The organism is Flavobacterium sp. 83 (genome assembly GCF_000744835.1).
Taxonomy (GTDB): Bacteria; Bacteroidota; Bacteroidia; order Flavobacteriales; family Flavobacteriaceae; genus Flavobacterium.
This window is the reverse complement of sequence record NZ_JQMS01000001.1, coordinates 805,606-829,085: the sequence shown is the minus strand read 5'-3', so window position 1 is coordinate 829,085 and position 23,480 is coordinate 805,606. Positions and strand designations below refer to the sequence as shown.

Below are 23,480 nucleotides of genomic sequence, written 5' to 3'. Positions count from 1 at the left end.
CTATTTTTCTTTAGTAGAGGCTTCAAGATTTCTCTCGATGGTATGTCCTGGTCTTGACCATTTTGGTTTTTCGCCTAATGGAGCAAATTGAGAATCTGCTGCTTCAACCGTTTGAGGTTGTGATACTTTTGTAAATGGTTTTTGAGGGTTTAATCCCAACATTTCAAACATTTTCATGTCTTCATTTACATCTGGGTTTGGCGTAGTCAGTAATTTATCTCCGGCAAAAATAGAATTAGCTCCGGCAAAAAAGCACATTGCTTGTCCCTCTCGGCTCATGTTCATTCTTCCTGCTGATAAACGCACTTGAGTTTCTGGCATGATAATTCTGGTAGTGGCTACCATTCGGATCATTTCCCAAATTTCTACTGGTTTTTCTTCTTCCATCGGAGTTCCTTCAACAGCAACTAATGCATTTATTGGCACTGATTCCGGTTGAGGATTTAGTGTAGAAAGAGCAACAAGCATTCCGGCTCTGTCCTCAATACTTTCTCCCATGCCAATAATTCCACCACTACAAACAGTAACATTCGTTTTACGGACATTCTCGATGGTTTGTAAACGGTCTTCAAAACCACGTGTTGAGATTACTTCTTTATAATATTCTTCTGAAGTGTCTAAATTGTGGTTGTATGCATATAAACCGGCTTCTGCCAAACGATGTGCTTGGTTTTCAGTAATCATTCCAAGTGTACAGCACACTTCCATATCCAGTTTATTGATGGTACGCACCATTTCTAGTACTTGATCAAACTCAGGGCCGTCTTTTACATTTCTCCATGCTGCTCCCATACATACTCGCGAAGAACCAGTTGACTTTGCACGCAAAGCTTGTGCTTTTACTTGGCTTACTGACATTAAATCATTTCCTTCAATTTCAGTGTGATAACGGGCTGCCTGAGGGCAATATCCACAATCTTCTGGGCAACCACCTGTTTTTATAGATAATAAGGTTGAAACCTGAACAACGTTAGGGTCATGATGTTCTCTATGGATAGAAGCTGCTTCAAAAAGCAAATCCATCATAGGCTTGTTATATATTGCGATAATTTCGTCTTTCGTCCAGTTGTGTTTTGTAATGCTCATCGATACGCTTTTTTGATGCATCAAAAGTAGTCAAATTGTTGTAAAGAAGCAATGCAATAGCTTTAAAAGCCAATTAGAAACAATTTTAAAGTCGAAGTTAATCGGTTGTAAGGCGGTTGTTCCAATATAGCATGAGTAACATGGTAACAATTACTGACGAAGCAATCCCTTCAAAGAGTAAGCAAATAGAATATGTGTTCACGGATGGATTTCCCCCAAATAAAAATGTTTTCGGTAAGGATTTTACGTAAGAATCCCCGCCTTGCATATAGCTATAAATTACTAGTCCAATGATGCTTAGAAATACACCAGCAAGTGATGTCATCATAGCCGATATTGCATTAGCGATGAATGTTTTTTTGCCTTCTGCAAGATTCATTGAGATAGTTCTGTTAACGCCATAAAAAACAAAAAATACGTTAACGAGTCGTAAATAAAATAAATCAGCATAGCCTAATGCATTCATTAACAAGAAATAAAGGCCAATTCCGATAAAAATAAGACATCCGTTTAATAACTCTTTTGGTAGTTTCATGAGGTTTGTTTTTTAAAATTAAAATAATCAGGTTGTTTTGAAACAGAATGTTTTTTTAGAACTATCATCCATCCGGTAGGCGTAATTAGTATTGAAAAAAGGTTTTTGATACGCACTTCACTTCGAATGTGATGTGTATCGAGAAGTTTTGTTCAGGTCTGCTAAACAAAAAACACTACCATTTACGTTTTATTAAAAAAGGTACTCGATACAAATTTTTTTAAAAAGCTGTTCGTATTTTTAGAAAATTTACCTGAACTGACGAGATAGTTGTAACGTCATTTTATATTGTTTTTTTAGAATAAAAATTATGCCTCGGACTGACGTTTTGAATCATTGGATCTAAAGGGTAATTATAGAGTCTTTTTCATGAAACAGATCAATTAAAAAACCTTTTTTTATTTACTTAATTTTGATGTTTGTCAGAAGAGTAACGGCTATCCCAATACAGCAGTAGCATAAATGTAACAATGACAGCAGATACGATTCCCTCAAAAAGTAAAGAAATTGAATAAGTCATTACAGAGGGATTGCCGCCAAATAATAAAGTTTTTGATAATGACCCTACATAGGCGTCGCCACCTTTTGAATAACTGTAGATTATGAGTCCGATGACACTTAAAAAAATCCCTGTGAGTGATGTGGTTAATGCAGAGGCAGCATTAGAAACAAGAATGGTTTTTCCTTCAGTAAAATTTGTTTTTAAAGTTCGGTTAGTACCATAAAAAACAAATAGGACATTGAAAAGGCGTAAGTAAAACAAATCAGCAAGCCCTAAAAGCTCCATGAATAAAAAGTAAAGACCAATTCCTAGGAAAATTATAAATCCGTTGTAAAATTCTTTTGGCAGTTTCATATGATTAATTTTTAGAAGATTTAAAAATAATACGGCTATGATAAACAATGCATTACATTTCAAATTTACTGAAAATATGACAATATTTAATGAAATGTGTTAAAAAAGAATTTTATAGAAAGTTAAATTTTTTTTAGGTATTCAGTTGCGGTTTTTTTGTCTTTTTCGAGTTGCTCTTTTAAAAGAATAAAAGATTCAAATTTTTGCTCAGAACGAATTCTGTGCAACAAGGAAACTCTAATTTTTTGATTGTATAAATCTTCGTCAAAATCAAAATAATGAACTTCAATAGTCTGATTTTGTCCATCGACAGTGGGATTGAATCCAATATTCATCATGCCAAAAACAGTTTTTTGGTTGATGGTGCTTTTTACAATATAAACTCCATTTTGCGGAATAAGCTTGTAATTTTCTTCGATTTTTATGTTGGCAGTCGGAAAGTTTATTGTTCTTCCCAATTGTTTTCCTTTAACAATAATTCCGGTTAGGAAATACTCATAGCCTAAACACTCATTAGCCAAATCCATATTTCCTTCTAACAATGCTGTTCTAATTTTAGTAGAACTTACTGAAATGTCATTTATTTCCTGAACGGATATTTGTTCAACTTCAAAACTATATTCTTTTCCAAAAGCAATAAGGTCGTCAATATTAGCCGTGCGGTTTCTGCCAAATCGATGATCGTAACCTATTATTATTTTTTGAATATGAAATCGATCTACGAGCACATTTTTCACAAACTCTTCGGCGGTCAATCTCGAAAAAGTCTCGTCAAAAGGATGGATGACAAGATTTTCAATGCCAATTTGCTCCAATAAAGCTATTTTTTCATCTATAGTATTGAGTAGTTTTATGTCGGAATGTTCCTGTAAGACCATTCTGGGGTGTGGAAAAAAAGTAAGGACTAAACTTTCATAGTCTTCTTTTTTTGTTTTTTGGATAAGCTTTTCCAGGATTTTTTTGTGACCAATATGAACTCCGTCAAAGGTGCCTAAAGTTAGGATTGTTTTCTTGTTAGAACTGAAATCGTTTATAGAATGAAAAATCTTCAAAGCAAATGTTTTATAATACTGCAAATTTATACTATCTATTTTAAAAGAAGCGGTATGGGAATTGATTTTCGATAGAATTTAGCGCTGGTTCCTGAAAAAAACTATAAAAAATCAGAAATCTAACCTTTGGAAGTAGATAATTCATTTAAAATAGTGGATATTCTTTTTATACATTAACATAAATGCTTTAATTTTGAGGTTCAAATACCCTCAAATCATGAAAAGAATTATATTATTCTTTGTAATTATTGTTTCTAATTCAATAATAAATGCTCAAAACGGGACTCCGTGGAAAAGAGTAGATCAAAATAAGATTGCTGTTTCAGATAGAAAGAGTGCTAAACCAAGTGCTGATAATGAATTGTTATTCAAATTGGACGAAATTGCTATCAGACAATCTTTGGAGCCACTTCAAAATAAAACGGCAAAGGGAAATAGAATTCAAATTACTATTCCTAATGCTGATGGAATTATGGAATGGTTTTCAGTTTGGGAATCCTCTAATTTTGAACCTGAATTACAAGCGAAATATCCTGAAATAAGAGCCTATAATGGTGTTGGTATTACTGATAAAAATGCCTTTCTTTATTTTAGTTTTTCACCAAAAGGGATTCAAACCATGATTTTAAGAGGCGATAGTGGTTCAGAATTTATTGAGCCTTATTCAAAAGACAACTCGATCTATGTTCTTTTTAATTCTAAAAATAGAGCTATAGGAAGCTTGCCATTGGTCTGTAAAACGCAAGATGTTGCATTAAACAAACATTTGCTAAATAAAACTAGTACGATGTATGCGAGTAATAAAGTTTTTAAAACATTAAGACTTGCTTTGTCATGTACGGGTGAATATGCTGCTTATTTTGGTGGAACTGTTGCTGGAGCATTGGCTGGTATGAATGCTACTATGACAAGAGTTAATGGTATTTTTAATAAAGATCTGGCTATAAAACTGAACATTATTTCAAACAACAATCTTATAATGTATACTGATGCAGCCACTGACCCCTACTCGGATTCGGCTGCCGGGGCAGGGGGGGCTTGGAATCAAGAATTACAAGATGATTTGAGTAGCAATATAACTAATGGTGGGTATGATATTGGTCATTTATTTGGGGCAGATGGAGGAGGAGGAAATGCTGGTTGTATAGGTTGTGTGTGTGTAAATCCTACTGTAGCGGTCCCTTCGGGAAAAGGAAGTGCTTTTACGTCTCCTTCTGACTCTAAACCTGAAGGTGATACTTTTGATATTGATTTTGTTGCTCATGAAATGGGTCATCAGCTAGGAGCTAATCATACTTTTTCTTATGAAATTGAAAACACAGGAGTAAGTGTCGAGCCTGGAAGCGGGTCAACCATTATGGGTTATGCGGGAATTAGTATTGATTATGATGTTCAAGCTAATTCAGATGATTATTTTTCGTACGCAAGTATTAAACAGATTCAGGATAACTTACTTACAAAAACGTGTCCTGTCAGTACGATCATAACTAATAGTCCTCCAGCAATCAGTGCAGGTTTAGATTTTACTATTCCTAACGGCACCGCATTTAAATTAGCAGGGACAGGTTCTGATGTTAATGGGGATTCTATTTCATATTGCTGGGAACAAAATGATTCGGCAGTAACCACTAGTGGCGCTAGTAGTATTGCCCTACCAAGCAAAATCGACGGACCTCTTTTTAGATCTTTATATCCTGTAAGTTCTCCAATACGTTATATGCCTGCGTATAGTACTGTTTTGTCAGGTAAATTAAGTACAACATGGGAATCAGTTGCTACAATAGCCAGAACACTTCATTTTACCTTAACGGGTAGAGACAATGCTGCTCAAGGAACGGCACAAACGGCTACCGATGAAATGATTGTAAATGTAAGTGGAACAGTTGGTCCGTTTGCTATTACATCGCAAAATACAGAAAATCTTAGTTGGTTTCAAGGGACAACACAAGTGGTGACTTGGAGCGTAAATGGTTCAAGTGCTTTGACGGGATCTACTAATGTAAATATCAAACTTTCTACGGATGGAGGGTTAACTTTCCCTACAACGTTAGTTTCTGCAACCCCAAATGATGGTTCTCAAACGGTCACAGTTCCAAACATTACTGCTAAAAATTGCAGAATTTTGATCGAACCTACAGCAAATATTTTCTATGCAGTAAACAGTACGCCATTCGCTATTGGTTATTCAGTTACTTCTTCTTGTAATACGTATACTTTTGCAGCTCCTTTTGCCATTCCGGAATCAGCATCATACACATCTAAAACTATTAGTGCTCCCAGTTCAACGGGAATCGTTACTGATGTAAATGTTGCAGTAAATTTTACACACGCCTCTTTATCTGACGTGCAAATAGAAATGGTCAGTCCACAAGGAACAACAGTAAAATTATTTGAAACTAGTTGTGGAAGAACGAATAGTACTTTAGCGTTGAATTATGATGATTTGGGAGGGGTTTTAGCCTGCGGAACTACTACTGATCAAACTGTAGCGCCATTTGAGCCCTTGTCTGCTTTTAATGGGCAAAACCCGCAAGGAGTTTGGACGTTGCGAGTTCGCGATGCTTACAAGAATGATTTAGGTACTTTAAATTCAGCTTCAATAACAATTTGTACGCAAACGTATACATTAGCAGCACCTGAATTTCAAATCAATGATTTTGTTTTGTATCCTAATCCAAATAAAGGGAATTTTAATATTCAATTTACTAGTGCATCATCAAATGGGGTGAAGGTGTTGGTACATGATTTATTAGGCAGAAAATTATTTGAGAATAAATTTGAAAGTAATTCTAATTTTAATAAAAATATCCAGTTGAAAAATGTTCAACCCGGACTTTATCTATTGACAGTAATTGATGGGGATAGAAAAGAAGAAAGAAAAATTGTGATTGAATAATAAAAATATAGTCTATTAAAAAAGGGAAACATTTTAGAAACGTTTCCCTTTTTTTATTTTCCATTAAATGTGGTCATTGTGATTTCTAAACCAGCAGTTCCAAACGATTTTATAATTTCAGAAGCTAATTCCAGTCGCTCCGGCAGTGCAGCTTTCTCGGTGTCATCCCATTCTCCAAGGACATAATCAACTTGTTTTCCTTTTTTGAATTCGTCGCTAATTCCAAAACGAAATCGGGCATAGTTTTGTGTATTCAGGACAAGGTTGATGTTTTTTAATCCGTTGTGTCCACCATCGCTTCCTTTTTGTCGGATGCGAATGGTTCCAAAGGAAAGATTTAAGTCATCTGTAATGACTAAGATATTTTCCAAAGGAATTTTCTCTTTGTCCATCCAATAATGTAGGGCTTTCCCACTCAAATTCATGTAGGTATTGGGTTTCAAAAGTAGAAAAGTTCTTCCTTTGAATTTATATTGGGCCAGTGCACCTAGTTTTACGGTTTCGAAGTTTACTCCTTCTTTTTTAGCTAAAAAATCGACTACTTTAAAACCGATATTGTGTCGGGTGTTTACATATTCGGCACCAATGTTGCCTAGTCCAACTATTAAAAATTTATTACTCACGCTTTCTATATTGTTTTTTTGGTGTTCGTGAACCTCCGGTTTCTTACAATCCGTATTGTCTGCTGTTTTTGTTGATGAGAATAAATTTGAAATCCATTTTATCATGCTGCAAAAGTAAACTTAATTAGAGTATCGGACTATTAGATTTTTAGAAAATCGTTATCAAGAACAAAATATTTCTGAATAGCCCTGAAAGTCGAATTGTTCTCACAATTACCTTTTATGCCGGTTTTCGGCAGGAAAGATATAACGGACAGCAGGAGGGATTGTGTTTTGAAATTGAGATATTCGTACTCCTGATAAATAAAGTAATACGCATAAAAAAAGCACCAGTTTTACAACTGATGCTTTCTTGAATGATTGAAAAAATATTATTTTTTCTTTCCTTTTGCAGGAGCTTTCGCTGCTTTTGCTGCTTCTTGAGCCGCTTTCATAGCAGCACGAGAAATCTTCACTTGACAAATTACTGTATTGTCTGGGTGCATGATTTTGAAGTTTTCTGATGGCACTTTAGTAACATATAATTTGTTACCCATGTCAAGTGGTGTAATGTCAGCCTCAACAAAATCAGGAAGATTTTTAGGTAAAGCTCTTACTTTTAATTTACGTGTATTTAAACGTAAATCTCCACCTGCCATAACTCCTTTAGAGTTACCAACGATTTTTACAGGAACTTCCATAGTGATTTCTTTGTCATCAAAAATTTGAAAGAAGTCAATATGTAAAATCTTGTCAGACACCGGGTGAACCTGAATGTCTTGTAAAATAGCATTAAATGATTTTCCTTTTCCAAGATCGATCTCAACTGTGTGAGCGTTTGGAGTGTAAACCAAGTTTTTGAAAGCCATAACTTCTGCTGAGAAATGAACTGCCTGATTTCCTCCGTATAATACGCAAGGAACCAATCCAGCATTACGTAGGGCTTTAGTTGCTACTTTACCCACGCTTTCTCTTTCTGATCCTTTAATTGTAATCGATTTCATTGTAAAAAAAATATAGTTATTAATAATATTACTTATTTGGCCTCCTGCTTTTGGCTTTTGGCATGACTTTATAATTTTAAAACAGTAGTCTTTAGGACGATTGTTTTTACATTATAAATTTTCCACTAATGGAATTGTTGTGGTGTACCATGTGCATAACTTCGGCAAAAAGTGGCGCACAACTCAATACTTTGATTTTGTTTGATTCTTTCTTCAACGGAATTGAATCGGTAACTATCAATTCGCTTAATTGCGAGTTTTCTATTTTTTCGTAAGCACCACCTGATAAAATAGCGTGCGTGCAAATGGCTCTTACACTTAATGCTCCTTTTTCGATCATTAAATCTGCGGCTTTCGCCAAAGTGCCTCCGGTATCAATCATGTCATCTACTAAGATTACATTTCTACCTTTTACCTCACCAATTAATTCCATGGTGTCGATAACATTTGCTTCTTTTCTTTGTTTGTAGCAAATTACTACATCTGAATTTAAAAATTTAGAATAAGCATAAGCTCTTTTAGAACCTCCCATATCTGGAGAAGCAATCGTTAAATTGTCTAAACCTAAACTTTCTATATACGGTATGAAAATAGTCGATGCAAAAAGATGGTCTACTGGTTTTTCAAAGAATCCTTGAATTTGATCAGCATGCAAATCCATGGTCATTACTCTTGTTGCGCCTGCAGCATCTAATAAATTAGCTACTAATTTAGCTCCTATCGGAACTCTTGGCTTGTCTTTTCTATCTTGTCTAGCCCAGCCAAAGTAAGGAATTACTGCGGTAATGTGTCTTGCCGAAGCACGTTTTGCAGCATCAATCATCAGTAACATTTCCATTAAATTGTCGGCAGTTGGAAAAGTTGAACAAACTATAAATACGCGTAAACCCCTGATAGACTCCTCGTAAGAAGGTTGAAATTCACCGTCGCTGTACTTTGACATAGTGATTTTTCCTAATGGGATTCCGTATTGCTCTGCTATTTTTTCTGCAAGATAGACACTTTGTGAACAAGCAAAAATTTTAGCTTCCGGTTCTAGGTGTGACATTTAATTTGTTGTTTTGTAGTTAGTTGTGTGTTCCGTTTTTAGCGAGGTGCAAATTTATAAAATTTATTCAACTCTGAAAGAAAAAAATTAAGTATTTTTAGTTGAACATTTAATATTATTTTTTACATTTGCACCGTGTTAAAGGAATTGATGGTTGATTTAAACACAATCACATCTTTTATTGCGTTGAAATAACTGTCGTTATTTCATGTCTAGCTAAGCCCGGATGGCGGAATTGGTAGACGCGCTGGTCTCAAACACCTGTGGGAAACCGTGCCGGTTCGACTCCGGCTCCGGGTACAAAAACCGCTTCGATAGAAGCGGTTTTTTTGGTTTTATACTTTTCTTAATTTAGGATTGGCACAAATTAAAATAGGTATTATCTTATTTGATATTTAACTCGTAACGCTTTAACTATTTTAACTTCATCGTTATTTATATAAATTTATTTTCGTATTCTTGTAAGTGTAAATTAAACACTTAATTATGAAAAAAATAGTTTTGCTAGCATTATTGGCTGTGTCATTGACTTCTTTTGTGGGGAAGCCAATCGCTTATTATTTTGTCAATTCGGATAAAACAATAAAAATGGAATTTAATCTAACTTCAAAGAAAACGCCTTCTTACAAAGTTTTCTTTAAAGATAAATTAGTTATCAATGCTTCCGATTTGGGGATTATAAGAGAAGATGCCAATTTTTATACCGGTTTAAAAATAGTAAATGTTTCTTCTCCAAAACCAATTAAATCAACCTATTCCATGTTGCAAGGGAAGCGAAAAAAAATCTCTTATGCTGCAAATCAATATACGGTGCGGTTACAAAACAGTACGGGAGAAGCTATGGAAATTATTTTTCAATTATCCCACGATGGAATTGCGTTGCGATACCATTTTCCTGAAACTTCAACTATTATCAAAAAAATAGTGGAAGAAAAAACCACTTATAATTTTGACACAACGACAAAAGCTTGGTTACAGCCTATGTCTAAAGCTAAAACAGGATGGAAAGAAACCAATCCTGCTTATGAGGAACATTATGCTATGGGCGTTCCCGTAAATACAAAACCAGCTATTGGAGAAGGGTGGGTATATCCGGCTTTGTTCCATACGAATAATACTTGGCTTTTAGTTTCTGAAGTGGGATTGCCAAGAAATTACTGTGGCAGCCGATTGGTGTATAATGACACTTCAAAAGCGATGCAGGTAACTTTTCCACAAAAAGAAGAGATTTTTCCTAATGGTGCTTTGAATCCTGAATCTACATTGCCTTGGTTTACCCCTTGGAGAATTATAACCATTGGTTCCTTAAAAACAATCACCGAAAGTACCATGGGAACTGATTTAGCTGATCCGTCCATCGCGATGGATACTTCTTTCATAAAAAGCGGGTTGTCTTCTTGGAGTTGGGTTTTGCTAAAAGATGAATCGGTTAATTATGAAACTACGGTAAAATTCGTTGATTACGCTTCCAAAATGAATTGGCCGTATTGCTTAATTGATGCCGATTGGGACACTAGAATTGGCTATGATAAAATGAAGGAGTTAGCGGCTTATGCTAAAGGTAAAAATGTAAAGCTATTGGTTTGGTACAATTCATCAGGATCTTGGAACAGCACTGAATACCATCCTAAAAGCAAATTATTGACTCATGCCGACAGAGATAGAGAATTTACTAAACTTACAGATATGGGTATTGCGGGGATTAAAGTAGATTTCTTTGGTGGTGACGGACAATCGATGATTGGGTATTACCATGATATCTTAACAGATGCTGCAGCACATAAGCTAATGGTTAATTTCCATGGTGCCACTTTGCCTAGAGGATGGCAACGTACATACCCTAATTTAGTTTCCACTGAAGCCGTTAAGGGTTATGAGTACATTACATTTTTTCAGGATATTGCTGATTTGGCTCCAAGTCATTGCTCAATGCTTCCTTTTGCACGTAATGTTTTTGATCCAATGGATTTTACGCCAATGGTTTTGGATTCTATTCCAAACATAACTAGAAAAACTACTCCAGCTTTCGAATTGGCATTGCCTGTTTTATTCTTATCCGGAGTGCAACATATTGCTGAAATTCCAGAAGGAATGGCCAAAATGCCACAGTACGTAGTGGATTATTTAAAAGATATTCCAACGAATTGGGATGATTCCAAATTTATTGATGGTTATCCAGGAAAGTATATTGTAATGGCAAGAAAAAAAGATAACGTTTGGCATATCGTTGGTATTAATGGAGAAAATACTATTAAAGAAATAGAGATCGATTTGTCTTTTGTAACCAATGCTAAAGGGTTTATTATTTCTGAAAATGAGAAAGGATTTCAGCAAAATACAGTATCAAAAAGTACTAAACTGAAAGTAATGATGAAACCTCATGGTGGGTTTGTGGTGAAGATATAATGTTTTAAAAAGGATGTTATTAATTTTAAAAGACCTCGAGAGTTTATGCTTTCGAGGTTTTTTTGTGCGTGTTAGTTTAAGATATTGGTATACTATTTTAGTATCGAAATGAAAAATAATAAGGATTATTCCCAGTTAATTTAAAGTCTACTTGGTATTAATGTAATCTATTTGTAGGCTAGAGGCGGAGGTTTATCATATTGGAAATTTGTATATTGAAATTTGTCATCATTGTAAAGGTCACTTTAATTTATTGCTTTATAGAGAAACCTAAAACGGAATAAACAAGCATAAAAAACCCCAAAAGAAAAACTTCCGGGGTTACTAACTAATTCCATATGATAAACCAAACCATTCAACTTATTAATTACGGGATAGAAAAATAATCTATAATAGTTAGTGTCTTTTTATTGAATTTATTTTACTGAAAATTTAAATGTTGTTTTTGTTTTGTAATTCTCTCCTGGGCTTAAAACCGTAGATGGAAAATCTTTTTGATTTGGAGAATCTGGATAATGCTGTGTTTCTAAACAAAAGCCAGTTCTGTGCGCGTACGTACCACCGTTTCTCATTGGCAAAGTTCCGTCTAAGAAGTTTCCAGTATAGAATTGTATTCCCGGTTGATCCGTATATACTTCTAATACTCTTCCGCTTCCTGAATCATAGGCAGATGCCGCAAAACGATATCCTTTATCCTGATTGTTGAGTACCCAGCAATGGTCGTAACCCAATCCATTTTTCAATTGTTCGTCTTTGGCCTCGATGTCTTTTCCAATAGCTTTTGGTTTTCTGAAATCGAAAGGCGTATTGGTCACATCCGTTAGTTTACCTGTTGGGATAAGTGTTGCAGCTACTGGAACCAATTTATCTGCATCGATTGTGATTTGTTCGTCTAAAATAGGTTTAGAAAAATCGGCTGACAGGTTGAAATACGAATGCTGTGTCAAATTCACAATTGTTTTCTTGTCAGTAGTCGCTTCATAAAGCACTTCTAAAGAATTATCGTTTTTCAAAGTGTAAGTTACAAAAACGGTCAAGTTTCCAGGATAGCCTTCTTCCATATCCTTGCTCACATACTTCAATTTTAATGAAGCACTGTCTCCACCTTTTGCTTCAGCGGCAGTCCAAACAACTCTATTAAAACCTTCGGGTCCACCATGTAATGCATTAGGTGCATTGTTGATAGCTAATGAATATTCTTTACCGTCTAAAGTAAATTTACCTTTTGCAATTCGGTTACCATATCTTCCAATGATAGCTCCAAAGTATGGATTAGCTTTCATGTATTGTTCCAAAGAATTGAAACCAATAACCACTTCTTCGGATTTACCAGCTTTATTAGGCACTTTTAAAGAAGATATAATGCCACCAAAAGTAATAATGTTTACTTCCATTCCCTTTTGATTTTTAAGGGTATAGCGTTCTATTTTTTCTCCTTTTGGCGTAGTGCCGTACGCTGTTTTTGCTATAGATACTGAATCTGTAGCTTTAGTTTCTAAAGCAGTTTCATCGGCTCCTGCCTTTTTATCTCCTTTACATTGAATATTCATACTGGTTAAACTCATGATGGAAATTCCATAAATACAACGTTTTATTACATTCATAATTACTTTTTTTAGTTATTATAGACCGTGCTGAAACAAATGATAGTATGCTTCATTAGCATTAATTTTATCCTTAAAATCTCTGATAGTTGTTTTCTCATCAATAACAAGCAATTCTATACCTGCAATATCGGCAAAATCTTCCATATATTCTGTTGTAAGTACTTGACTATAGACTGTATGATGTGCACCACCTGCTAAAATCCATGTTGTTGCAGCAATATCAAGGTTTGGTTTGCAATCCCATAGGACACGAGCAACTGGAAGTTTAGGTAAATCAGCCATAGGAGCTACTGCTTCTACTTCGTTTACGATTAACCTGAAACGGTTACCCATGTCAATCAATGAAGCATTGATGGCGTCTCCCGCTGCTACATTAAATACTAAACGAACGGGGTCTTCTTTTCCTCCAATTCCTAATGGGTGTACTTCGCAAGAAGGTTTTGCATCAGCAATAGAAGAACATATTTCTAGCATGTGAGAACCTAAAACATACGATTTTTGTGGTGTGAAATGGTAGGTATAATCCTCCATGAAAGAAGTTCCTCCTTGATTTTCAAGACCTACATTCATTACTTTCATCGCACGGAGTAAAGCGGCAGTTTTCCAGTCACCTTCTCCTCCAAAACCGTATCCATCAGCCATAAGACGTTGTACAGCAATTCCAGGAAGTTGTTTTAATGAACCTAAATTTTCAAAAGTATCGGTGAAAGCTCCAAAACCTCCTTCTACAAGGAATGCTCTAAGGCCTATTTCGATTTTAGCAGCTTCTATTAGTGAGTCTCTTTGAGCGCCGCCTTTTTGAAGAGCAGGAGCTAAAGTGTAAGAAGCTTCATAAACTTCTATTAATTTGTTGATGTCAGCTTCAGAAACTGTATCTATGTGCTTCGTAATATCTGAAGAGTCGAAACCGTTTACCGAAAAACCAAAACGGATTTGGGCTTCGACTTTATCTCCTTCAGTTACTGCAACTTCACGCATATTGTCTCCAAATCTTGCTACTTTTAAGTTTTGAAACTCATCCCAACCTAAAACTACTCTGGACCAAATGCCTAATTTTTTTTGAACGCGTTCATCTTCCCAATGTCCTACAACCACTTTGCGTTTTTTACGCATTCTGGACATGATAAAACCAAACTCTCTGTCTCCGTGTGCTGATTGGTTTAAATTCATGAAGTCCATATCCATAGAAGCCCATGGAATTTCAGCGTTGAATTGGGTATGTAAGTGACACAATGGTTTTTTAAGAATATTTAAACCACCAATCCACATTTTAGCAGGTGAAAAAGTATGCATCCAAGCAATAATTCCAATACAGTTTTTATTTGAATTAGCTTCTAAACATACATTAGTAATTTGCGCAGGAGACTTTACTACATCTTTATACACTATTTTCACAGGTATATTTGATGAAGCATCTAATCCTTTTGCAATTTGCTGGGAATGTTCGGCTACTTTTCTTAGCGTTTCGTCACCATATAATTCTTGGCTGCCTACTACAAACCAAACTTCTTTTTGAGATATATCTATCATTATATTTTGTTTAATATTTTTTTTTGACTTTTAGTTTCTGGTTTGACGTTGCAACAAAAACTTGAAACTTGAAACAATTTTTTTTACTGCCCGTAATACGAGTCTTTTCCGTGTTTACGTTCGTAATGTTTTTTTATTAAGGAATCTTTCAGTCTTGGTGCATTTGGGTTTATTAGTAATGTTAAGTGAGCCATTTCAGCTACTACTTCAAGAACTTTACTATTATAAACTGCTTTTGCGGCATTTTTTCCCCAAGCAAATGGCCCGTGATTTCCAATAAGAACCATTTCAACTTCTTCATAAGAAAGATTTTTTTCTTTGAAACAATCCAAGATTTGAATTCCTGTATTGTGTTCGTAATTTCCTTCGATAAGTGAGTCGGCCATTGGCGCAGCACAAGGAATATCAGATGTTAAATGATCGGCATGTGTTGTTCCAAAAATTGGAATGTCTCTTTGTGCTTGTGCCCAAGCCACAGAATAAGTGGCATGAGTATGTGCGACACCGCCAATGTTTGGCCAATTTTTGTATAAATAAGCATGCGTTTTAGTATCCGAAGAAGGACGCATATTGCCCTCGATAATGTTATTGTCAAAGTCAACTATAACAATGTCTTCCGGTTTTAAATCTTCATAAGGAACTCCGCTTGGTTTTATGGCAAAAACGCTATTTTTTCTATCTACAGCACTTACATTTCCAAAAGTATATACTACTAAATTTAATGCGTTTAATTGCATATTTGCTTCGTAGCATTCTTGTTTTAAATCTTTATACATAGTGTTCCTGTTGAAGTTTTTTTATAGAAGGATCTGCAAATGCGCTTAAATTCTCATAGGCTAACAGCAGTTTATTGTAAGCGGCTACTTTGTCTAATTGAGGTAAATATTCACTTTCAAAATCGCTTCCCATTTTTTGGCTAGCGTCAATAACATTAGCGTAAATCCCTGCTGCTACTGCTGCGTAAATTGCAGCCCCAAGAGCAGGCGCTTGGTCTGAAGCAGCCACTTTGATTGGTTTGTTCAACACATTGGCCAAAGTTTGCATAATAAAAGGCGATTTTCTTGCTACACCACCAATTCCGATTACGCTGTTGATTTTTACACCTTCTTCTTCAAAACGATCCACAATTTTTTTAGAGCCAAAACAAATAGCATTCACTAATGATTTGAATAAATGAGGCGCTTTTGTACCTAATGACAAATTAGATATCGCACTTTTCAGTTCTTGATTGGCATCTGGAGTTCTTCGACCGTTGATCCAGTCTAAAGCGATTGGTACGCTTTCGGATAAAGGAATCTTTTCGGCTTCAGCAGTTAATTGGATTATTAAATTGTCGCTGATTTCTTCTTTTAGTTGCTCTTTTTGGGCATCTGTCAAAAGTGTAGAAGAAGCTAATAAATGATCTGTTGGCCATAGCAGTAACTCTTTGTACCAAGCCAATAAATCTCCAAAAGCAGATTGACCTGCTTCAAGACCTATATAACCCGGAATTACTGAACCATTTACTTGTCCGCATATTCCACGGACTGATTTACTTCCGATTGCCTCTTCTGAAGCAACAATTATATCACAAGTTGAGGTTCCCATAACACGAACCAATGTATGTTCTTCTATTTTTGCACCTACAGCACCAGAGTGTGCATCGAATGTTCCAACAGCTATAACAGTATCAGTTGTAAGCCCCAATCTGGTTGCCCATTCTTGACTTAAATTTCCTGCTACAAGGTCGGATGTATAAGTTTCATCGTATAATCTTCCACGAAGTGTTGCAAGATAAGGATGCAGTTTTCCTAGAAATATTGAAGGAGGTAAACCATTCCAGTCTTCATGCCACATGGCTTTATGTCCTGCTGCACAACGACTTCTTTTGAATGATTTCAAATCTTTATTATCAATCAATAAATAGGTCATTAAATCACAATGTTCCATCCAAGTGTAAGCGGCATTTTTTACTGCTTCGTCTTGTTTGGCTATGTGCATAATTTTTGCCCAAAACCATTCTGAAGAATAAATTCCTCCAACATATTTGGTAAAATTTTCTCCACCCCAAGTAGCGGCAAGTTCATTTATTTCGTTTGCTTCATTGATAGAAGTATGATCTTTCCATAATACCATCATAGCATTAGGATTGTTTTCGAAACCTTTTGTCAAAGCTAATGGCGTTCCATCTTCAGTAACTGGTACAGGAGAAGAACCAGTTGTGTCGATGCAAATGCTTCGTATAAGTGAAGGGTCTACATTGCTATTTTCAACAACATATTTTATAGTGGTTTCTAATCCTTCGATATGATCTAAAGGGTGTTGACGAAACTGATTTATGGAAGCGTTGCAATATTCCTTGTTTTTCCATCGCTTGTAATGACAAACATTTGATGCTATTTCTTGTCCATTTTCAGTGTCTATTAAAATTGCTCGAACAGAATCTGTTCCATAGTCTAACCCTATAACATAATTTTTCATTCTAGATTCTTTTAATTATAATGACAAATATAGTATAAATAATTTATAAGTGTATAAAAAACACTTAATTTAATTTAACATTCTAATTTTTATTAAAACAACATTAAAACAGCTGTTTATGAATAAAAAAAATAATAAACATTTGTTATACGTTTATTCTATTGCGATTATTTCAGCTTTAATTTCAAAACTGTTACTGAATAGGCTGGAAGGCTTGTTTGCGCTTTATCTCCTTTTAACTTAAATTCCTTTTCTGTAGGACTTATTTTTTTTGGAGCAGCAAATGAATTTTCATCTTCTAGGTGCGTACTTGTAAGTGTTATAAGAGTTCCTTTAGCCGCTAATTTGCTTCCTTTTAAATCAATATTTACTTCTTGTGCAGTTGCAGCTGTATTTACCAATTTTACAATTACTTCTTTTGTATTTACATCTTTTACCGCTGAAGCAAACAAATTATTTTGACCTGTTACTGGTTTTCCGTCTTTGGTAATTGCAATTAAATCGGTTCCTTTATTAGTTGAAAATAATTTTTGAACATAATAATTTGCAGAACCATATGCTTCTAAATTATTGAACCAAAGTAAATCTGGTGTCCATTGCCAAGCTTCTTCATGTGCCATCAATGGGGCATAAGAGGTAAGGTTTACCACTTCGGCGTTTCTTTCTAAACCAGTCATAAAAGCGGCTTCAGAAAACGCACATTCCCAATTGTTTTTATTATCAGGACTTGCAATAGCGACACTTTGAGCGGCATATTCTCCTGCAAAAACTTTAGGCCCTTTTCTGTCGTATTTGTCATAACGAGTTGCATTTTCTCTAAACCATTGTGGGTTTTTATAATAATGTTCATCAACGATTTCGGCATTTAACTTTTTAAGTTCCTGCATGCCATAATCAAAATAATCACCTTCTGGAAATGGACCAGCACCTGACACGATAGTCATTTTTGGATATTTTGATTTTATTGCTTTTTCGAATACTTTAAATCTTTCGATGTATTGAGGCCCCCATTGTTCGTTTCCAACACCAATAAGTTTCAAATTAAAAGGTTTTAGATGTCCCATCTCAGAACGGATTCTTCCCCAAGGAGTTTCAACGCTACCATTAGCAAATTCGATTAAATCCAAAGCATCTTGTACATAAGGATCTAATTCATCCATAGGAACTAATTCCCCAGTATTGAACTGACAAGCCATTCCACAACTTAAAATAGGCAATGGTTGTGCACCAAGATCTTCGGAAAGTTGGAAATATTCAAAAAATCCCAATCCAAAAGTCTGGAAATAATCCGGTGCTGGTTTGTGAGTGAACTCAGTGTTCCAACGGTTGATTAATGTTTCTCTGTTTTCTACATCTCCTACAGTTTTTTTCCATTGGTAGCGTTGTGCCAAAGTTCTTCCTTCAACAATACAACCTCCTGGAAATCTTAAAAATCCTGGTTTCATCTCATATAATAATTGTACGATGTCTTTTCGTAAACCATTTTTTCTATTTTTCCAAGTGTCTTCGGGGAATAATGAAATCATGTCTAAATCAATGGTTCCGTTTCCTTCAAAAGTGATTTTCAATTGTGCTTTTGCTTCGGTTTGGGTTGCTGTAAATTGAGCTGAATACCCTTTCCAGTCATTCGAGGTTGGCGTGATGCTGGTTTCTCCTAGAACTTTCTTGTTTTTATCAATAAATTGGATAATAATTTTTTTGATGGCGCCGTCGTGATTCGCAGCTTTTAGAGAAAGATTGTATTTGGCATCTTTCTTAATGCCCATTCCTCTAAATCCTGTATTAATTATTTCAAATCCTTTGTCACTATTTACAAGAACTCTACAAAAACTTGGATTTGTTTTATTTTCTAATGCTTTAATAGTTGTGGCAATACCTGATGCTGCATTGAAAGAATGGATATCACTATTGGGTTGTTCCCAGCCCATAAGAGGCGTGTCAAATTCAAAAGAACGGTTCTTGATCATTTCAGCATACAATCCCCCATCAGCAGCAAAGTTGATGTCTTCAAAAAAGGCACCATACATTGTAGGTTGAATTTTAGTAATTGTTTTGCTGGTATTTACTTCGAGATTTGTTTTTTGGGCATTGGCATATATACCATTTAGTAACAGCCCGCAAAGGGTAATTTTGGTGATTAAATTTGGTTTCATTTTTAATTTTTTTTAAAGTTCAATTCAGCGGATCAAAATTCATTAGTTTTTCCGTCTATTATCTGTTTTCTTAAAATTTAATATTTCTTTTATTCTTTATAATCTATCCAAACTTTCATTTTTCCAACGCCTCTATTGGACCAAGAATAATAAGGAATAGCTTTGAATTTTTCTGTTTGAATGGTATTCACCCCTTCTAAAAGAGAGTCTTCTTTTTTAACTTTGAAACTATCTTTTGCACTAATGGTTATGGCGTCGAAATTAGTAGCATTATCTGCCTCTTCAATTGCATAAACAATTGGGCCATACTCTAAAGCTACTTTTCCAATGTTGCCTTCAACTTTAGTATTTGTAACTACTTCTTTCACCTCCATTGGAAAATCTAGGACAATTGTTTCTCCTTTTTTCCATTTTCTGGTAATAGTAATATATCCTTTGTCTTCTTTATAGGCGATACGTTTTCCGTCTATCGTAACTGAAGTTTTCGCAGCCGACGTGTTTTTATAACGGTATAAATCCCCTGGTAATACTTGATTTTGTGCCCAGCTAGGAATACGTAATTTTATCGTAAAAGGAGTTTCGTTTTTGGGAGTAACGGCAAGAGATACTTTGCCATTCCATGGGTAGTTGGTTTTTTGTGAAATTTCTAACTTTGTGTTTTCCAATGCTATCTTCGCCGTATTGGAAGCATATAAATTTACATAAAGTATGTCTTTAGTTGTAGAATAAATCAATCCCGGGATTGAAGGAATAAACCGAATTAAATTGGTTGGACAGCAAGAACAATCAAACCAAGATTGGCGGGTGCATTCCCCACGATTGAATTTATAAACCCCATCTGATTCTAAAGCATTTGGATAAAAGAATTTTTTTCCGTCCAAAGATAATCCAGAGATCAATCCGTTGTATAAAGTGCGTTCAATCACATCAAAATAATCAGAACTGCCAGATAAATTATGTAGTCTGTGATTCCAATATACATTTCCAATTGCTGCGCAAGTCTCATTATAAGCGGTAAGGTTTGGTAATTCGTAGTTTTCTCCAAAAGCTTCTCCGTCATGCTTGGCGCCAATGCCTCCCGTGATGTACATTTTTTTGTTGACCATATTGCTCCACAAATTATTAACCGCATTGCCGTAGGCTTTGTCATTTTCGATAGCAGCTATATCAGTCATTCCAGCATACATATATACTGCTCTTACAGCATGACCTACCGCTTCTTTTTGCTGAATAACAGGAATGTCATCTTGTGAATAGGCTCCGTATAATTTATGGTTTTTTGGATTTCCTCTATTGTCCAGGTAGTATTTGGCCAAATTTAAATAGGCTTTATTGTTAGTGATTTGATAGAGATTAACCAAACCAGTTTCTACAATTTGATGGCCTGGAACACCATGAACTTGTGTTGCACCATCACCAAAAGTACGTACTAACATATCGGCATTTTTGATGGCAATGTCCAAGAAATTTCTTTTTCCGGTAGCTTGATAATGCACAACGGCAGCTTCTATCATATGGCCTGAGTTGTACAATTCATGACTTATTTGTAAGGATTCCCAACGCTTTCCTTCTATCACGGGTACCCATGGAGCTGGAGGTTTAGCGGGGTTTATAGTTCTCCAAGTCGTAAGATAGCCATCTTTTTCTTGGCCAATTTTCACAATGCTTATTAATGAATCCAGTAAAGTTTCAAGTTTTGGATTGGGTTCACTAATTAAAGTATTTGATGCACCTTCAATAATTTTATAGACATCGGTATCGTCAAAAGGCATTTGTCCTTTTACGGTTCCTGCCATTTTACCGCCTGCCATTAAGAAGTTATCCATACGACCTTCCTCTTCACATTTATGAATGGCATATTCGATGGTTTTTTCTTGTACCTTTTTTATTATTGGCAACCAGAATGCATCGGTTAATTTTACATTCTGAATGTTTACAGGGGTGAGGGTATAACCTATTTTTTTTGTTGCATTAGATTTCTTTGTATGCTGTTGACTCTGTCCGTAAACGGTCATTAATACACAAATTGCTACTATTGTTTTTTTTATAAAGGTCATTTTACCCGTTATTAATCGATTTATATATTGAATCTAGAATTTTGGCCATAAAGTGGCATCCCATTTTAATTCTTTGATTTCTAATTTTGGTCTTCCATTATTCTTAATTTCATAAGCATGAAAAACAATATAATCTTTTCCGTCAAAAGTATAGGTGCTGTTGTGACCTGCTCCATACCAGTTTTTATCTCCTTGAATCAATAAAGAACCTCCGCCTTCGGTCAATAGTTTTCCGTCTTTATCTACATAAGGACCAGTTATGTTTTTTGATCTTCCCACGACTACTTTATAAGTGCTGTTTTCACCTCGGCAACACAAGTCCCAAGAAAGGAACAAGTAATAATAATCGTTTTTTCTAAATACAAATGGAGCTTCCAAAGCAGAATCGCCCGGGTCAGTATCCACTAATTCGAAAGTTCTTTTGCGTTTGGCTATCGTATGCCATTCTTCTGGTTGAGCAATTGATTTTAAATCGGGATTTAATTTCACCATTTTCAAACCATTCCAAAAAGAACCAAAAGCCAACCAAGGAACATTATTTTCATCGAATGTTAAATTTGGATCTATAGCGTTCCACATATCACGGTTAGGAACGGATTGGATTACAATTCCGTGATCGACCCATTTGTAAGCAGGGTCTTTTGGATCCAACGTAGTATTAGTAGCGAGTGCTATCGCCGAAGTATTTTTTGCGAAAGCAGAAACTGAATAATACAAATAATAGGTGTTGTTGTGAAAGGAGACATCAGGTGCCCAAATGTGATTGTCAAAATTAGGTACTACTGAATCCACCCAAATTGGTTTTTTTGCGAATATAGCCGGTTCCGGATTCCAGTTTTTCAAGTCTTTTGAACTGAAAACACTAATTCCTTGTCCTGTACAGTATAAATAATAAGTGTCTTTTTGCTTAATCATCACTGGATCATGAACAGTAATGTCTTGCGCCCATGATAAAGTTGTTACCAGAAGTATAAGTAAGAGGAATAGCGGTTGTGTTTTTTTATATAATTTCATTTTTTTACTTTTTTTGACCGTAGAATTCAATTAAGGAAATCGAAGTTTTAAAGGTTTTGATAATCGTTTCATTTTAAAGCAATTCGTGAAAACTCGATTGATACAATTTACTGCGTTATTCCTTCCGAAGTCATGATTACTCGTTTCATAGTTCCATCTTCATTGTAATACAAACGGTCTACACAAACGGATCTTCTAAAACTACCGCCATTTGGTTGAGTAGCTCCATTGTGATAGATGAAATAATCTTTTCCTTTAAAACTGATGATTGCTTGATGATTTGTATTTGAGTTTCCAGCAAGTTCATTTAAAATGCCTTTATATTCCCATGGTCCATTGATAGACTTGCTCATGGCGTAGGCGATTTTCTCTGGAAACTGATAGGCATACGACAAATAATACCAATTGTTATGTTTGTGAATCCAAGGCGCTTCGGTATAATTGGGTAAAGAGATTGTTTGTATTGGGCCATCGAATTCGGTCATGTTTGCTTTCAATTTCGCATAATGACAAACAGAATTTCCCCAAAAAAGATAGGCTTGACCGTCATCATCAATCATTACTGTTGGGTCAATATCATCCCAGTCAATCTTGGTTTGTGTGGTCATATCATTAGTAACAAGCGCTTTTCCAAGCGCATCTTTGAAAGGTCCTGTTGGGCTGTCAGAAACGCCAACCCCTATGGCTTTCCCATTAATGGCTCCATGTGAAACGGTTACATACCAATAAAATTTTCCGTTGCGTTCAATAACTTGAGAAGCCCAAGCATCGGATGTTGCCCAAGTAAAATCAGTGACTTTAAGCGGTACGGGATGTTCCTCCCAATGCACCATATCCGATGAGGAATATACCAGCCATTCATTCATTTTATAAAAATTGAAATCATTTGGCGCTTCATCGTGACCTGCATAAAGATATACTTTGTCTTTGTAAACCAAAGCTGCAGGGTCACCTGTGTATTTATCTTTTATGATGGGATTGTTGAGTACGATTGAATTGCTGCTTTCCCCCCCATTGGCGGAAGCCATAGCTTCATTAGTTTTTACAGACTTACAAGAAGTAATTATGACAAGGGAAAATAATGTCAAAAATATATTTTTCATTTTTTCATTTTTTATTCAAACGCCCTTCCTAATTTTGGGAAGGGCTGTTTGTGTTCCTTAATTAAATAGTG

General features: G+C 35.4%; 17 protein-coding genes and 1 tRNA gene. 3 read left to right on the top strand and 15 right to left on the bottom strand.

Going from position 1 to position 23,480, the window contains the following annotated elements:
* From bioB to T410_RS03630, 4 genes are all read right to left on the bottom strand, one after another.
* Nucleotides 1-1,086 (bottom strand): biotin synthase BioB, encoded by a 1,086-nt coding sequence (gene bioB / locus T410_RS03645; RefSeq protein ID WP_035674047.1) that lies wholly within the window; start codon nt 1,084-1,086, stop codon nt 1-3.
* Between the two features lie 97 nt (nt 1,087-1,183).
* On the bottom strand, nt 1,184-1,621 hold the full coding sequence (locus tag T410_RS03640; protein ID WP_035668812.1) for a hypothetical protein: 438 nt from the start codon (nt 1,619-1,621) through the stop codon (nt 1,184-1,186).
* Between the two features lie 406 nt (nt 1,622-2,027).
* Nucleotides 2,028-2,477, bottom strand: a complete 450-nt coding sequence (locus tag T410_RS03635) for a hypothetical protein (protein ID WP_035668811.1) — start codon at nt 2,475-2,477, stop codon at nt 2,028-2,030.
* 122 nt (nt 2,478-2,599) lie between these two features.
* On the bottom strand, nt 2,600-3,529 hold the full coding sequence (locus T410_RS03630; RefSeq protein ID WP_035674044.1) for a bifunctional riboflavin kinase/FAD synthetase: 930 nt from the start codon (nt 3,527-3,529) through the stop codon (nt 2,600-2,602).
* A 217-nt stretch (nt 3,530-3,746) separates the two neighbouring features.
* Between T410_RS03630 and T410_RS03625 the strand changes: the two genes are divergently transcribed.
* On the top strand, nt 3,747-6,425 hold the full coding sequence (locus T410_RS03625) for a reprolysin-like metallopeptidase (protein WP_035668806.1): 2,679 nt from the start codon (nt 3,747-3,749) through the stop codon (nt 6,423-6,425).
* A gap of 53 nt (nt 6,426-6,478) precedes the next feature.
* On the opposite strand, the gene pth is transcribed toward T410_RS03625, so the two are convergent.
* The 3 genes from pth to T410_RS03610 form a co-directional block, all read right to left on the bottom strand.
* Nucleotides 6,479-7,153, bottom strand: a complete 675-nt coding sequence (gene pth, locus T410_RS03620; RefSeq protein ID WP_035668804.1) for an aminoacyl-tRNA hydrolase — start codon at nt 7,151-7,153, stop codon at nt 6,479-6,481.
* A 266-nt stretch (nt 7,154-7,419) separates the two neighbouring features.
* Nucleotides 7,420-8,031, bottom strand: a complete 612-nt coding sequence (locus T410_RS03615) for a 50S ribosomal protein L25/general stress protein Ctc (RefSeq protein WP_035668803.1) — start codon at nt 8,029-8,031, stop codon at nt 7,420-7,422.
* 106 nt (nt 8,032-8,137) lie between these two features.
* Nucleotides 8,138-9,079, bottom strand: coding sequence for a ribose-phosphate pyrophosphokinase (locus T410_RS03610; protein WP_035668801.1), 942 nt, complete (start codon nt 9,077-9,079; stop codon nt 8,138-8,140).
* A 220-nt stretch (nt 9,080-9,299) separates the two neighbouring features.
* Between T410_RS03610 and T410_RS03605 the strand changes: the two genes are divergently transcribed.
* A tRNA-Leu gene (locus tag T410_RS03605) sits at nt 9,300-9,379 on the top strand.
* Between the two features lie 186 nt (nt 9,380-9,565).
* Nucleotides 9,566-11,485, top strand: coding sequence for a glycoside hydrolase family 97 protein (locus T410_RS03600; RefSeq protein WP_035668800.1), 1,920 nt, complete (start codon nt 9,566-9,568; stop codon nt 11,483-11,485).
* 416 nt (nt 11,486-11,901) lie between these two features.
* On the opposite strand, the gene T410_RS03595 is transcribed toward T410_RS03600, so the two are convergent.
* From T410_RS03595 to T410_RS03560, 8 genes are all read right to left on the bottom strand, one after another.
* On the bottom strand, nt 11,902-13,089 hold the full coding sequence (locus T410_RS03595; RefSeq protein ID WP_035668799.1) for an aldose epimerase family protein: 1,188 nt from the start codon (nt 13,087-13,089) through the stop codon (nt 11,902-11,904).
* 18 nt (nt 13,090-13,107) lie between these two features.
* A complete protein-coding gene (gene araA, locus T410_RS03590) occupies nt 13,108-14,622 on the bottom strand; it encodes an L-arabinose isomerase (RefSeq protein ID WP_035668796.1) in 1,515 nt (504 codons plus the stop codon).
* 83 nt (nt 14,623-14,705) lie between these two features.
* On the bottom strand, nt 14,706-15,398 hold the full coding sequence (locus T410_RS03585) for an L-ribulose-5-phosphate 4-epimerase (RefSeq protein ID WP_035668795.1): 693 nt from the start codon (nt 15,396-15,398) through the stop codon (nt 14,706-14,708).
* Entirely contained in the window at nt 15,391-17,082 is a 1,692-nt protein-coding gene (locus T410_RS03580) for a ribulokinase (RefSeq protein ID WP_035668793.1), read from the bottom strand. Before T410_RS03580 ends, T410_RS03585 begins: the two co-directional genes overlap by 8 nt.
* A gap of 167 nt (nt 17,083-17,249) precedes the next feature.
* On the bottom strand, nt 17,250-19,235 hold the full coding sequence (locus tag T410_RS03575; RefSeq protein WP_035668790.1) for an alpha-L-arabinofuranosidase C-terminal domain-containing protein: 1,986 nt from the start codon (nt 19,233-19,235) through the stop codon (nt 17,250-17,252).
* Nucleotides 19,236-19,324: 89 nt separating this feature from the next.
* Nucleotides 19,325-21,292 carry a glycoside hydrolase family 127 protein gene (locus T410_RS03570; RefSeq protein WP_035668788.1) on the bottom strand — a complete coding sequence of 656 codons (1,968 nt, stop codon included), beginning with the start codon at nt 21,290-21,292 and terminating at the stop codon, nt 19,325-19,327.
* Nucleotides 21,293-21,325: 33 nt separating this feature from the next.
* Nucleotides 21,326-22,306 (bottom strand): arabinan endo-1,5-alpha-L-arabinosidase, encoded by a 981-nt coding sequence (locus T410_RS03565; protein WP_035674042.1) that lies wholly within the window; start codon nt 22,304-22,306, stop codon nt 21,326-21,328.
* 107 nt (nt 22,307-22,413) lie between these two features.
* The gene (locus T410_RS03560; RefSeq protein WP_081897797.1) at nt 22,414-23,409 is read right to left on the bottom strand and encodes a glycoside hydrolase family 43 protein; all 996 of its coding nucleotides are present in this window, start codon (nt 23,407-23,409) and stop codon (nt 22,414-22,416) included.
* Between the last annotated feature and the right edge of the window lie 71 nt (nt 23,410-23,480).